Raw genomic sequence first — 13929 nt, 5'->3', positions numbered from 1 at the left:
CTGCCTGTCCAAGTGGACGTGGATCAGGTGTCCAAGTGAGCATGGAACGAGTGTCCAAATGATCGTGGGCTGAGTGTCCAAGTGTCGTGGAATCCGCAAGCAGTGTCTCTGCTTCGACGAGAAACTCCGGGAGCCGTTGAGCCCACTCTTTACGATCGTTCGGCATGCTTATCTCCACAACGTCATGTCATATGAGGGGATGTCGTGTGTGTCGACGGGGACGATCAGGGTCCCCGCATTGCCTTGCCGTCGTGAGGTCGCGCCCTGGCCTGTCTGGCTGCAGACAGGGGAACTCGATAGGGTGGATGGCCACTTACCTGCGATCGCACACAAAAGCCTGACTCCGTTCATGCAATGAGAATGGCGTCACATTAATGGCTATTGGATATTGCGAATATCAGGTTGGGCCTGATTGTGACTAGGGGAATCCCTTACACGGGGGAACCAACCGAACGAAACGAGGTCTCGCGGCAGGCGATGATGCAGATGAAATCACCTGACCAGTAAAGCATGATGTTAATGTGACATCAATGCTGGGTCGTGGCATTTTACAGGGGGGTCAAGGTCCGGCAAAAACAGCCGATAACCCCCTTTAGTGAATTCATCAGAACAAGCCCAGGAGTTATTGATGGCCGGCATTCTCGACACGGTAGACCAACGCACGCAATTGGTGGGTGAGAATCGCCTGGAAATTCTCATGTTCCGGCTGGCCGGACGACAATTGTTCGCGATCAACGTGTTCAAAGTGCAGGAAGTGCTGCAACTGCCGAAGCTGACACTGATGCCCCAGCGTCATCCGTTTGTCTGCGGTGTGGTTAATTTACGTGGCCAGACGCTGCCGGTGATCGATCTGTCCCAGGCCATTGGTATGCGTCCGCTGGTGCCAAGCCCGACCAGTACGATCATCGTCACCGAGTACAACCGTTCGGTGCAGGCGTTCCTGGTCGGTGGTGTGGACCGTATCGTCAACATGAACTGGGAAGCCATTCTGCCGCCGCCGGCCAGCGCCGGTCGTCAGCATTACCTGACGGCCATCAGCAAGGTCGACGATCAGTTGGTGGAAATCATCGACGTCGAAAAAGTCCTTGCAGAAATCGTCCCGTACAACGCCAAGGTCTCGCGCGACAAACTCGACGATCCGGTTCTTGAGCGTGCCCGTGGCCGTGAAGTGCTACTGGTGGACGACTCGAACGTGGCGCTGTCGCAATTGCGTGACACCTTGGGTCAGTTGGGCGTGAAGATGCACATCGCCAGCGATGGCTTGAAGGCACTGAACATGCTCAAGGCCTGGGCCGATACCGGTGTGAACATGACCGACAAACTGCTGATGGTTTTTACCGACGCGGAAATGCCGGAGATGGACGGCTATCGCCTGACCACCGAAATCCGCAACGACCCGCGTCTACGTGGTCTTTATGTGGTTCTGCATACCTCGTTGTCCGGCAGCTTCAACGACTCGATGGTGAAGAAGGTCGGCTGCGACGACTTCCTCTCCAAATTCCAGCCGGACAAACTCATCGATGTGGTGCGCCAGCGTCTGATACTTGATGAAGTACCTGCCTGACACCACGCACAGAGGCTGACGTGACGTCAGCCTTTGATTCGGTGATCAAGCTCGTATAGGGTGGCTTTTTTTGCCCACAAGGGAGCTGGCCATGTTGCGTCTGAGCGCGCTTTATCGTTATCCGTTGAAATCCGGCAAGGGTGAGATCCTGCAGCAGGTCAGCCTCGACAAGCTGGGCCTGGACGGTGATCGACGCTGGATGCTGGTAGATGAGGCCAGCGGGCGCTTTCTGACTCAACGTGCAGTGGCGCAGATGAGTCAGCTGTCGGCGTTGTGGAATGCCGACGGAGGCTTGACCCTCAGTGCGCCGGGCCGCTCACCGATCGATATCGTCTTGCCTGCCAGCGACGCGCAACTGCGTGGCGTGACCATCTGGCGCGATACGTTGCGTGTGCCGGATGCCGGTGACGAGGCGGGTGCCTGGGTCAGTGAGTTCATTGGCAAACCGACTCGCCTGGTACAAGTACCTCTTGATCGCGCACGGACCACTCAGGCCGGCTACGGCAAGGACGATGATCAGGTGGCCTTCGCGGATGGCTTTCCGCTGTTGCTGATCGGACAGGCCTCACTGGAGGACGTGTCGCAAAAAGTCGGCCGCCCGCTGGAAATGCTGCGCTTTCGGCCCAACCTGGTGATCGAGGGCAGCGAGGCGTATGCCGAAGATGGCTGGAAGCGTATCCGCATCGGCGATGTCGAGTTCCGCGTGGTCAAGTCGTGTTCACGCTGCATTCTGACCACCATTGACCCGCAAACCGGCGAACGTAGCGAGGATCGCGAACCTCTGGCCACGTTGCAAAAATACCGTGCCGAGGCTGATGGTGCGATGTTTGGACAGAACCTGGTCAACGACAGTAATGGACAGCTTGAAGTCGGTATGCCGGTGACTGTCCTGGAATAAAAATGCCCGTGTCCAAGGACGCGGGCATTTTTTTGTCGCTGTGAAAACCCAGGGGTTTAGCCGCGGTATTCGCACAGGTAAGCGGTGTCGACGGCCACTTTCAGTTGGAACTTGCTGTTGGCGGGCACGTTGAACTGGCTGCCGGCGGCGAAGGTTTTCCAGTCGCTGCTGTCCGGCAGTTTGACGGTCAGGGCGCCGGACACCACGTGCATGATTTCACGCTGGCTGGTGCCGAATTCGTATTCGCCCGGCGCCATGACGCCGATGGTCGCAGGACCTTCAGCGGTGCCAAAGGCGATCGACTTGACGGTGCCGTCGAAGTACTCGTTGACTTTAAACATGGGCGATTCCTCGAAAAGGGCTAAAAAGGGCGGGCCAGTATGCACAAGGCCCATGGCGGCGTCACCTCTCTAAGACGGAAGAACCAGCGGCAGTAATCGAGCGGTATTGCGTGCATCTTCCAGTGCCCGATGTTGTTGGCCGCTGAACTGCATCCCTGCCAGTTGCAGCGCGCCGTTGAGCCCCAGCGGGCGTTCCAGCCGGCGAGCCTTGGCAAAGCGCTGTTTGAGGTTCATGTGCGGCACTCGGCTCAAGGCGCTGTCGAGTTGCAGGCGCTCCCACTCCTGAACCAACTGTTTGCGATCGTAATCGCCCCAACTGGCCCAGCCTTCGAGGCGTGAGTGATGCTGGCCGAGCCAGTGCTCGAACGACGCCCATACCTCGCTCAGAGGCTGCGCGGCGTCGATGTTGGCCTGGGTGATGTGGGTCAGTTGCCGGCAAAACGGCGTCAGCATGGGCCGACGCAGCGGCCGGACGAAACGCTGGAAAGCATCCAGTTCGCGCCCCTTGCGGTCCACCAGGGTGGCGCCGATTTCGATGATTTCCATTTCTGTTACTGGCCAACCACCCTCATCGGTGGTGGCTTCGAGATCAATGACCAGCCAGTGAGGCATCGCAGGGTTCCTGGTATCCGCGTCCTGATAGGGCCTGAGCGTAGCTAAACCCGGCGGATCCGCCTAGCGGCTTATTCAACCTCCAACAAAATCTGACGATTTTTTACCTGATCGCCAACCCTGACCTGCAAGCGTTTGAGCACGCCGTCGATGCCCGACTTGAGCGGATGTTCCATTTTCATGGCCTCCAGCACGACCAACAACTGGCCTTTACTGACCCGGCTGCCCTCAGTCACCAGCACGTCGACGATCGCCCCGTCCATCGGAGCCTTGAGGGTACCGGTGCTGACACTCACCTGGCTGCTGACCAAGGCCTGGGTCCGGTCCACCAGGCGCACACTGCCGGGACGGGTGAACAGCCAGAGTTGTCCTGCCTCGAGACGATACGCATGGCGTCGCCGGATGCCGTTGATTTCCAGGCTGGCCCAGCGTCCGTCGCACTGGATGATCTTCAATTCAAAGGGCGTTGTGGCGACTAGAATCCGATACGTCTCACCCGGCACAGTGTTCAATTCCACTGACCAATCCTGATCCTCAACGCCGATTCGATAGTGCAACGGTACGCTGGCGTTGTTTCGCCAACCGGTCAGTGGCGCGTGATGAACCTGCGCCGAGGCTTGATAGAACAGCGCCGCAGCGATGGCCAGTTCTTCGGCGCTTGGTACATGCGCATGCAGGCAGGGGTGCTCGGCGAAGTGAGCCTGGATGAACCCGGTACTGAACTCGCCACGGATGAACTGCGGGTGTTCGAGCAGGCTGGCGAGCAAGCGCTGATTGCTTTGCATACCGAGCAGCACGGTGTCCTGCACCGCCCGCAGCAACTGACGCCGGGCTTCTTCGCGGGTGGCGCCGCGCGCGATGATCTTGCCCAGCATCGGGTCATAAAACGGGCTGATATTCTGGCCTTCGATCACGCCATGATCGATCCGCACGCCGCGCTGCAACGCAGGCTCCCAGGCGGTGATGCGACCGGTTTGTGGGAGAAAATCGTGTGCCGGATCTTCGGCGTACAAACGGACTTCGATGGCATGGCCGCTGAGCTGAAGCTGCTCCTGTCGCAAGGGCAGAGGCAGTCCTTCGGCGACGTGCAACTGCCAGGCCACCAGGTCGAGGCCGGTGATCAATTCGGTCACCGGGTGTTCCACCTGGAGTCGGGTGTTCATCTCCAGAAAGTAAAACTGCCCACGCGCATCCAGCAGGAACTCGACAGTGCCCGCGCCGACGTAACTCACTGCGCGCCCCGCCTTTAGCGCCGCTTCACCCATGGCCTGACGCAACTCGGCGGTCATTATCGGGCAGGGCGCCTCTTCGATGATTTTTTGATGGCGACGCTGGATCGAACAGTCGCGCTCGCCAAGGTAGATCAGGTTGCCGTGCTGGTCGCCGAACAGTTGAACTTCGACGTGACGCGGGTCGATCAGCGCTTGCTCGAGAATCAGTTCGTCACTGCCAAACCCGTGCAGCGCTTCGGAGCGGGCGGTGCGCAGTTGTTCGAGCAAATCATTGGCCTCGTGCACCAGACGCATGCCACGCCCGCCACCGCCGGCACTGGCCTTGATCATCAGCGGATAGCCGATACGTGCGGCTTCGCGGGTCAGGGTTGCGTCGTCCTGTTCTTCGCCCTGATAACCCTTGATGCACGGCACACCGGCATCGATCATGGCGAGTTTCGACAGGCGTTTGCTGCCCATCAGTTCGATGGCGTAGGGGCTGGGGCCGATGAAGGTGATGCCGGCATCCTGGCAGGCGAGGGCGAACCCGGCGTTTTCCGAGAGGAAACCGTAGCCCGGATGGATTGCATCAGCGCCCGTGCGCCGGGCGGCGTCGAGAATGGCTGGGATATTCAGATAGGACTGCTGCACCGGGGCCGGACCGACGTTCACGGCTTCGTCGGCCATTTGCACATGCAGGGCACCGGCGTCGGCATCGCTGAAGATTGCGACCGTGCGATAGCCCAAGGCCTGGGCGGTGCGCTGGATGCGGCAGGCGATTTCACCGCGGTTGGCGATCAGGATTTTGCTGAAAGCGGGCATCGGTTGTTCCCATTGCATTACGGTGAATGTGATGGCTCCATCGCAGGCTTGCCCGTGAAGCTTTTAAGGCGCCCAACCCGGTTTGCGTTTCTGCACGAAGGCCATGGTTCCCTCAATACCTTCGGCCCCGGTCACCGCCTCGCTGAACCAATCGGCCGCTTCATCCAGCAACGCATTCGGTGGCTGTCCGGCACTCGCCAGCAACAGCTTTTTGGTCGTCGCATTGGCCTCCGGCGCGCAGCACAGCACGTGGGCCAGGATTTCATCGAGACGCTCGGCCAACGCCTGCGCGTCATGCTCGACAAAATGCACCAATCCCATGCGTCGTGCGTGTGTGCCATCGAAACGTGCGGCGGTCAGAGCCAGGCGGCGAGTCTGAGTCAGGCCGATGCGCTGGACCACGAACGGCGCGATTTGCGCCGGCAGCAGACCGAGGCTGGTTTCCGGCAGACCGAATTGCGCCTGGTGATCGGCCAAGGCGACGTCGCTGACGCAGGCCAGACCCAAACCACCGCCGAGCACCGCACCTTGCAGCACCGTGATCACCACTTGCGGCGCGTGTTGCACCTCCTGCAGCAGCGCGCCGAACGCGCGATTCATGTCACGATAGGCGTTTGGGCCTTGAGCGTGAGCGTCGGCCATGTCCTTGATGTCGCCTCCGGCGCAGAAATGCCCGCCCGCACCGCCGATCACCAGCGCGCGGGTGGCTCGGTCGTCACGCACCGCCGCCAGTACCGCACGCAGTTCGGCGACCATCTGCAAGTTCATGGCGTTGCGGCTTTCGGGGCGATTGAGGGTGATGTGCAGGACGCCGTTATGCGGTTCGAGCAGCAAGGTCTGGCAAACCGGCAACGTGCTCATTTCTTTCTCCCCGGCAGGATGCCCATGAGTTTGCAGATGATCCCCAGCATGATTTCGTCGGCACCGCCGCCGATCGACACCAGCCGCACGTCACGGTAAGCCCGGGCCACCGGGTTATCCCACATGAAGCCCATGCCGCCCCAGTATTGCAGGCAGCTGTCGCTGACTTCCCGGCCCAGCCGTCCGGCCTTGAGTTTGGCCATTGACGCCAGGCGGGTGACGTCCTGGCCTTTGATGTACTGCTCGGTGGCCTGATAGACCAATGCCCGCAGGCATTCGATTTCGGTTTGCAGTTCAGCCATGCGGAAATGGATGACCTGATTGTCGATCAGCGCATTGCCGAAGGTTTTGCGCTCCTTGCAGTACTCGATGGTGCTGTCGACGCAGTACTCCAGGCCCTTGATCATGTTCGCCGCGCCGAACAGCCGTTCTTCCTGGAACTGCAGCATCTGCATCATGAACCCCGCGCCTTCATGGCCGATGCGGTTGCGTTGCGGCACGCGCACGTTGTCGAAAAATACCTGGGCGGTTTCTGAGCTGCGCATGCCGAGCTTGTCCAGGTGCGAGCTGAGGCTGATGCCAGGGGTGTTCATCGCCACCATGATCAGCGACTTGTTGATGTGTGGTTTGTCGTCCGAGGTGTTGGCCAGCAGGCAGATGAAATCGGCGCTCGGCGAGTTGGTGATCCACATCTTGCTGCCGTTGATCACGTAGTCGTCGCCGTCCTTGCGGGCGGTGGTTTTCAAACCGGCCACGTCGGAACCGGCGCCGACTTCGGAGACACCGATGCAACCGACCTGCTCGCCAGTGATGGCCGGGCGGAGAAATGCTTCACGCAATTCATCGGAGCCGAAACGCGCCAGCGCCGGGGTGCACATGTCGGTCTGCACGCCGATGGACATCGGAATGCCGCCGCAGTGGATGGTGCCGAACTCTTCAGCCGCGACGATCGAATAGCTGTAATCGAGCCCCATGCCGCCAAACTTCTGCGGTTTGCAAATCCCCAGCAGGCCGAGGTCGCCGGCCTTGCGAAAGATCTCGTGGATCGGAAAGCGTCCGGCCTTTTCCCATGCCTCGACGTGAGGATTGATCTCGTGATCGACGAACTGGCGGACGGTGCGGCGCAGTGCTTCGTGTTCCTGGGTGAAGATCATTTTTATTGTTCTCCTGAGCGCCCTTAGAAACGGGCTACGCCAAAACTGTTGGATTGCAGCGGCCGCACTTCGGCTTCATGGCAGATATCCAGCAAGTACCCGAGCAAGGTCCGGGTATCGCGCGGATCGATCAACCCGTCGTCCCACAGGCTGGCGCTGCCGTACAACGCGGTGGACTAGCTGTCGAGTTTCTGCGCGGTGACCTGCTCCAGCATGTCGAGCATTTTCGGGTCGGGCACCAGACCGTCCTTGGCCTGCTTGGCCTCGGTGACGATCCGCAGCACTTTACCGGCCTGGGTACCGCCCATCACCGCCGTGCGGCTGTTGGGCCAGGCGAAAATGAAGCGCGGGTCGAGGCCGCGGCCGCACATCGCGTAGTTGCCGGCGCCGTAGGAGCCACCGACGACGATGGTCAGTTTCGGCACGCGGGCGTTGGCCACCGCTTGAATCATTTTCGCCCCGTGCTTGATCACGCCTTGCTGCTCCGACTCGGTGCCGACCATGAATCCTGTGGTGTTGTGGAAAAACAGCAGCGGCGTCTGGCTCTGGTCGCAGAGCTGAATGAACTGCGCCGCCTTGCTCGCACCCTTGGGCGTGATCGGCCCATTGTTGCCAATGAATCCACAGGCGCGGCCTTGAATCTGCAAATGACCGCAGACGGTTTGCTGATCGAACTCGCCTTTGAATTCGAGAAAGTTCGAGCCGTCGGCAATCCGCGCGATGATTTCGCGCACGTCGTAGGGTTTTTTTGCGTCGTCCGGAATCAGCCCGAGCAAGTCGTCGATGGGGTAGAGCGGTTCTTCCCAGCGACGTTCGGGTACCCAGGGCAACTGATCATTCCACGGCAACAGGCTGACAATTTCGCGTACCTGCCGCACGCCATCGGCATCGTTCTCGGCCAGGTATTCAGCGGTGCCGGCAACTTGCGCATGCATCTCGGCGCCGCCCAGTGCTTCATCGGTGGCGACTTCGCCGGTGGCAGCCTTGAGCAGCGGCGGCCCGGCCAGAAACAGCTTGGCCTTGCCACGCACCACTACCACGTAATCCGACAACCCTGGCTGATAGGCGCCGCCCGCCGTGGCCGAGCCATGGACCACTGTGATTTGGGGCAGGCCCATGGCCGACATCCGCGCCTGATTGGCAAAGCTGCGGGCGCCCTCGACGAAAATCTCCGCTGCGTAATTGAGGTTGGCGCCACCGCTTTCAGCCAGGGTAATGACCGGCAGTTTGTTCTCCATGGCGATCTGTTGCAGGCGCAGGGATTTTTTCAAACCGCTGGGGGAAATGGTCCCGCCCTTGATCGCACTGTTGTTCGCCACCACCAGCACCCTCACGCCGGACACGTAGCCGATCCCGGCGATCAACCCGCCGCCGGCGGTACTACCGTCCTTGTCGTCGTGCAGCTTGTAACCCGCCAGGCTCGCCAGTTCGAGGAACGGGGCGCCGGGGTCCAGCAGCAGGTTGAGGCGTTCACGGGGCAACAATTGGCCGCGCTTGTCGAACCTGGGTTTGGCTTCGGCCGCCTTGTTCAACAGGTTCTGCTCGAGCTGGCGGATGTGCTTGATGCTGACCTGCATCGCCGCGTGATTGCGGGCGAACTGTTCGCTGAGCGGGTCCACTTGCGACTCAATCACCGGCATGGCTTATTCCTTATCCTTGAGGACGTCCGGCCAGTAGGCGCGATGGAAACCGTTATACGACTCGCTGATCTGCGCCTTGTGCAACGACCGATGCCGCTGCCGCCAGCGGTGACAATGATGGTTTGGCCTGCAAACAAATCGGCTTTGAAAATCGAACCGTAAGCCATGGCGACAGCCCTCTAGTTGACTTGGTCGGCGATACGCCGCGGCACCGGTACCTGGATTTCCAGCAGTTGCTGGGCGAAGGCTTTGCCCTGCGGATCAATCCGCAGGCTGGCCACGCCACCGCCTCCCAGGGCGTTCTCCAGCAGAAAATTAAGGCTGTGGGTGCCCGGCAGATACCAGCGTTCGACACGTCCGTGGAGCGGGTCGAGGACGTGACTCATCCAGTCGACGATCACTTCTGGCGTCAAGGCTTCGGCAATCCACGGCAGGTACTCCGGCTTGCGGGCCATGACGCCGATGTTGCTGTGATTGCCCTTGTCGCCGGAGCGCGCCACGGCGAGTTTGATCAGGGCCACGCTGGCATCGGCCCGGCCTGAGGGTTTCGGTGGGGTGTATGCCACCGGCAAGTCGGCGGTGTCGAGTACATCAACGGCGGGCAAGGCACAGGGGTGGTGCTGGCCCTTGAGAATAATTTCCAGCGTGCAGGCGGTTTTGTCGATAAGGAACGAGAACAGCCGGATCAGCGGATACACCGCCGGCCGTCCACCGACAATACCGGTCAATCCCGGCGCCATGCCGGTGGCGGCCTGGGCGATTTCCCGGGAGAACACGATCAATGCCTGTTTACCCGGATGGCGCACCGCAAGTTTGATCACCACTTCGCGGCTGTCATGACGCTGACCGTGGGGGCCGTAAGTGGCCTCGCTGCCGAGCAGTTCGATGTTCACTTCGCTGTAGGGTGGCCAACCGCGCTGGCTGAAGATTTCCGACGTCTTGTTGATAATCGCTTCGCTGACTCGACGCGCCTTGTCGACGGCATCGATCCCGGCGATCAGGCAACTGGCGGTGCAGCGAAAACCGTCCAGGTACGTCGCGCTGACCTTGTACTGATTGGTCGGCGGCAAGCCTTTTGCGCCGTGCACCTGGACTGCATGTTTGCCTTGTTGCACGAGTTTGACTTCAGTGAAATCGCAGACCACGTCCGGCAGCAGATACGCCTGCGGGTTGCCGATTTCATACAGCATCTGCTCGCCGACCGTCAGTGGAGTGACCAGCCCGCCGGAGCCTTCGGGTTTGCTGACGATGAACTGGCTGTTGGCGCTGACTTCGACGATGGGGAAGCCGATGTGTTCGTAGTCAGGCACCTCGCGCCAATCGGTGAAGTTGCCACCGGTGCACTGGGCGCCGCATTCGATAATGTGCCCGGCCAATGCGGCCTGGGCGAGTTTGTCGTAGTCGTGCCACGACCAGCCGAACTCATGCACCAGCGCGGCACTGACCACGGCGCTGTCGACCACGCGGCCGGTGATGACGATGTCGGCACCCAGACGCAGGGCTTCGACGATGCCGGGTGCGCCGAGGTAGGCGTTGGTCGAGACACACATCGGCGGCAAGGGCGCGCCGCTGAACATTTCATGGATACCGCTGCCGCCCAACTGTTTGAACTGCGGCTGCAAGTCATCGCCCAACAGCACGGCGATTTTCAGCGTTACCCCGGCTTTGTCGCAGGCCGTTTGCAAGGCGTCGGCACAGGCTTGCGGATTGACCCCGCCGGCGTTACTGATGACTCGGATTTTCTGTTCGGCGAGTTGACCCAGCAGCGGGCTGAGGACCTCGATGAAGTCGCTGGCGTAACCGGCCTGGGGATCTTTCATCCGTGCGCCGGCCATGATCGACATCGTAATCTCGGCCAGATAATCGAAGACCAGATACTCCAGGCGCCCACCTTCGACGAGTTGCGCGGCGGCGGTCGAGGTGTCCCCCCAGAAGGCGCTGGCGCACCCGATGCGGATTGTTTTTGGCACAGTCAACTCCATAGCCACCTCCGATAGAAGTGCACCGAGACTACCAAGCAAGCGCTTGGTTTGTAAACGGCTTAACGTTCTTCTGCCCGAGCGCTTGCTTGGTCGCGCCGGCCAGCTTAAATTGCCCGCGCAACCCCGCAGTTTTAGCGGCGAGCGGCGAATTTGATTGATCGACTGTAGGAGATAACGGGTGGACGAGCAAAAAGCCCTGAGGGTGATGCGCGAACTGGTCGACAGCGGCCAGTTGACCGACCCCGATAGCGCCCGCGGCAAACTGCTGCAAGTGGCGGCTCACCTATTTCGCAACAAAGGTTATGAGCGCACCACCGTGCGCGATCTGGCCGGCGCGGTGGGGATTCAGTCAGGCAGCATTTTTCATCACTTCAAAAGCAAGGACGAGATCCTGCGGGCGGTGATGGAGGAAACCATTCGCTACAACACCGCGTTGATGCGTGCAGCCCTGGCGGAAGCCGGCGGTGTGCGCGAGCGGGTACTGGCGCTGATTCGTTGTGAGTTGCAGTCGATCATGGGCGGCAGCGGCGAGGCCATGGCGGTGTTGGTGTATGAATGGCGTTCGCTGTCCGCAGACGGGCAGGCGCAGGTGCTGGCGCTGCGTGATATTTATGAAGAACTCTGGCTACAGGTGCTGGGTGAGGCCAAGGAGGCCGGTTTTATCCGCGTGGATGTGTTCATTACACGTCGTTTCCTGACCGGTGCGTTGTCCTGGACCACCACCTGGTTTCGCGCCGGCGGCGGCATGAGCCTCGATCAATTGGCCGATGAGGCGTTGATTCTGGTGCTCGAAGAGAAACCATAGCTTTCCACGTCAGAAGGAAACTGGCTAAGTGGCCGAAACCGCCTAGCTTGAATGCACTGAACATTATTTTTTTGGGGAGTGGGTTGTTTTGATGTCTTCGCCAATTAGGACGGCTTCTCGGCTTTTGCTGGCGATGCTAGCGGCGTTATTTATGGTTCCGTCCCAGGCCGTACAGCAGGTGCGGGTCGGTGCCGCACATTTCCCCCCTTATACCGTGCGCCCGGAATCCGGTGCGGACACCGGTTTGCTGCCGCAACTGGTCGAGGCGCTCAATGCCTTGCAGAACGACTATCAGTTTGTATTGGTACCCACTTCCATTCCCCGGCGTTTCGGTGACCTCAAGCAAGGCCGGGTGGACATGGCGATTTTCGAGAACCCGGACTGGGGCTGGAAGGACATTGCGCACACCACCGTCGACATGGGGCTGGAAGACGCCGAGATTTTTGTCGCGCAACGCCAGCCCGATGGCCAGCCGGTTCGTCAGCAGAATTATTTTGCCGACCTCGCCGGCAAACGTCTGGCGCTGTTCAGCGGCTATCACTACGAGTTCGCCAACTTCAATGCCGATCCAAAATTCCTCGCGCAACACTACGACACAACGCTGACGTATTCCCATGACAGTAATCTGCTGATGGTGCTGCGCGGACGTGCCGACGTTGCCCTGGTGACACGCTCTTTCCTGAGCGATTACTTGCTGCGCAACGAGAAAGTCGCCGATCGGCTGCTGGTGTCCCAGCGTATCGATCAGATTTATCACCACTACGCCATCCTCCGGCCGGCCGCACCGATCAGTGGCGAGGCATTTGGCAAGTTGCTGCAAGGGTTGCGGGACAATGGCCAGATGCTGAAGATTTTCGAACCCTACAAGATCGCCGTGGTGCCGATCCCTGGCCCCTGATATCGCACCACAGGTTGCGTATTGACCGACTTCTCTTAAATTTTCCGCACTGGCTGACGTCACCTCGTTGAACTGTCGACGATTAACGTGAGCCCGACCCATGTCCAATCTCAATGACCTGACTGCCCTGGCCTTGCCGCCAGGACGCCGTCTTGTAGCGGATGAAGCCGAAAACCGCCTGTGTCTCAGCCTTGAAGGGCGGCCGCTGATTCAGTTGCGCCTGACTCGCGAGCCCGCCCTGCACGTGCAAGTAGAAGAGCGCCTCGACCACACCGACATTCAAGCCGTCTGGGCGGCCTGCTATTGGTTGTTTGCCCGTGACCCGGCCTGCCAGCGCCTGACCTGGCATCTCGATGAAGCCCCCTCCGAAGCATTGCTCAGTGGGTTGCTGATCCCTACCGAAATCGTCGGCCAGTATCGTTGCGAACGCACGCTGTTCTGGCAGTTGCCTCAGCCTTGGCTGGGCGCGTCACTGACACCGAGTTATCCGCAGCAAATGGTCTTCTGTGGCGGCAAGCGTCATCCGCTGCGGCCGGTGAAACCGCGCGGTGAAGTCTATCGGCGTTTTGATGCCCGCCTCGGTGCCTGGATTTCCCTGCGCACGGTGGACATCGATCTGGACCTGGCGCGTTTCAATCGTTGGCAGAACAGCCCGCGCGTGGCGAGTTTCTGGGAGGAGGAGGGCAGTTTCGAGCAGCATCACCAGTACCTCAGCAAACTTGAAGCCGATCCCCACACGTTGACGCTGATCGGTTGTTTCGATGATGAGCCGTTCGCCTACTTTGAAGCCTATTGGGCCAAGGAAGATCGCATCGCGCCGTTCTATGAGGCCGGCGATTACGACCGAGGTATTCACATGTTGGTGGGTGAGGAAAATCACCGTGGCCCGCACAAGGTGGCGAGCTGGTTATCGGCGTTGACGCATTACCTGTTTCTCGACGATCCCCGCACTCAGCGAGTGGTTGCCGAGCCTCGCGCCGACAACGCGAAGATGATCGGGCATATGCAGCATCAGGGCTTCCACTGCGAAAAAGGGTTCGACTTCCCGCACAAGCGCGCGGCGTTGATGGTGTTGGGGCGTGAGCGATTTTTTGATCGGTGTGCGTTGGCTTGATACAAAAAAACGCAGCCTCGGGCTGCG

At 60.2% G+C, this 13929-nt stretch carries 11 protein-coding genes and 2 pseudogenes; 5 read left to right on the top strand and 8 right to left on the bottom strand.

The genetic code is table 11. The annotated features are described in order from the left end of the window. The first annotated feature begins 628 nt into the window (after positions 1-628). Entirely contained in the window at positions 629-1564 is a 936-nt protein-coding gene (locus ACXPVS_RS24980) for a chemotaxis protein CheV (RefSeq protein WP_458512282.1), read from the top strand. A 91-nt stretch (positions 1565-1655) separates the two neighbouring features. Beyond that, positions 1656-2462: an MOSC domain-containing protein gene (locus tag ACXPVS_RS24975; protein ID WP_458512281.1), complete on the top strand. Its 807-nt coding sequence runs from the start codon at positions 1656-1658 to the stop codon at positions 2460-2462. A gap of 56 nt (positions 2463-2518) precedes the next feature. Here ACXPVS_RS24975 and ppnP read toward each other — a convergent pair whose 3' ends face one another. The 8 genes and pseudogenes from ppnP to ACXPVS_RS24935 form a co-directional block, all read right to left on the bottom strand. Further along, positions 2519-2803 (bottom strand): pyrimidine/purine nucleoside phosphorylase, encoded by a 285-nt coding sequence (gene ppnP / locus ACXPVS_RS24970; protein ID WP_458512280.1) that lies wholly within the window; start codon positions 2801-2803, stop codon positions 2519-2521. 69 nt (positions 2804-2872) lie between these two features. Further along, complete coding sequence (locus ACXPVS_RS24965; RefSeq protein WP_458512279.1) at positions 2873-3415, bottom strand: exonuclease domain-containing protein; 543 nt, start codon at positions 3413-3415, stop codon at positions 2873-2875. Between the two features lie 71 nt (positions 3416-3486). After that, positions 3487-5448: an acetyl-CoA carboxylase biotin carboxylase subunit gene (locus tag ACXPVS_RS24960; protein WP_458512278.1), complete on the bottom strand. Its 1962-nt coding sequence runs from the start codon at positions 5446-5448 to the stop codon at positions 3487-3489. A gap of 63 nt (positions 5449-5511) precedes the next feature. Then, positions 5512-6309: an enoyl-CoA hydratase/isomerase family protein gene (locus ACXPVS_RS24955; RefSeq protein ID WP_458512277.1), complete on the bottom strand. Its 798-nt coding sequence runs from the start codon at positions 6307-6309 to the stop codon at positions 5512-5514. Next, positions 6306-7463, bottom strand: a complete 1158-nt coding sequence (gene atuD / locus ACXPVS_RS24950; RefSeq protein ID WP_458512276.1) for a citronellyl-CoA dehydrogenase — start codon at positions 7461-7463, stop codon at positions 6306-6308. Before atuD ends, ACXPVS_RS24955 begins: the two co-directional genes overlap by 4 nt. Positions 7464-7486: 23 nt before the next feature. Continuing rightward, positions 7487-9103 (bottom strand): annotated as a pseudogene (atuC, locus tag ACXPVS_RS24945) (geranyl-CoA carboxylase subunit beta). A gap of 70 nt (positions 9104-9173) precedes the next feature. Next, positions 9174-9270: pseudogene (locus ACXPVS_RS24940) on the bottom strand (2,4-dienoyl-CoA reductase); the annotation flags it as partial. Positions 9271-9282: 12 nt separating this feature from the next. Further along, positions 9283-11073: an acyclic terpene utilization AtuA family protein gene (locus ACXPVS_RS24935; RefSeq protein WP_458512275.1), complete on the bottom strand. Its 1791-nt coding sequence runs from the start codon at positions 11071-11073 to the stop codon at positions 9283-9285. A 190-nt stretch (positions 11074-11263) separates the two neighbouring features. Between ACXPVS_RS24935 and ACXPVS_RS24930 the strand changes: the two genes are divergently transcribed. From ACXPVS_RS24930 to ACXPVS_RS24920, 3 genes are all read left to right on the top strand, one after another. Next, positions 11264-11890 (top strand): TetR/AcrR family transcriptional regulator, encoded by a 627-nt coding sequence (locus ACXPVS_RS24930; protein WP_458512274.1) that lies wholly within the window; start codon positions 11264-11266, stop codon positions 11888-11890. A 91-nt stretch (positions 11891-11981) separates the two neighbouring features. After that, positions 11982-12788: a substrate-binding periplasmic protein gene (locus ACXPVS_RS24925; RefSeq protein ID WP_458512273.1), complete on the top strand. Its 807-nt coding sequence runs from the start codon at positions 11982-11984 to the stop codon at positions 12786-12788. A gap of 100 nt (positions 12789-12888) precedes the next feature. Next, positions 12889-13902 (top strand): GNAT family N-acetyltransferase, encoded by a 1014-nt coding sequence (locus tag ACXPVS_RS24920; RefSeq protein ID WP_458512272.1) that lies wholly within the window; start codon positions 12889-12891, stop codon positions 13900-13902. The last annotated feature ends 27 nt before the right edge of the window (positions 13903-13929 follow it).

The sequence above is a fragment of the Pseudomonas sp. Ma2-10 genome (assembly GCF_054330215.1).
Note: the sequence above shows the minus strand (reverse complement) of the source record. Positions and strands in the feature narration are given on the sequence as shown.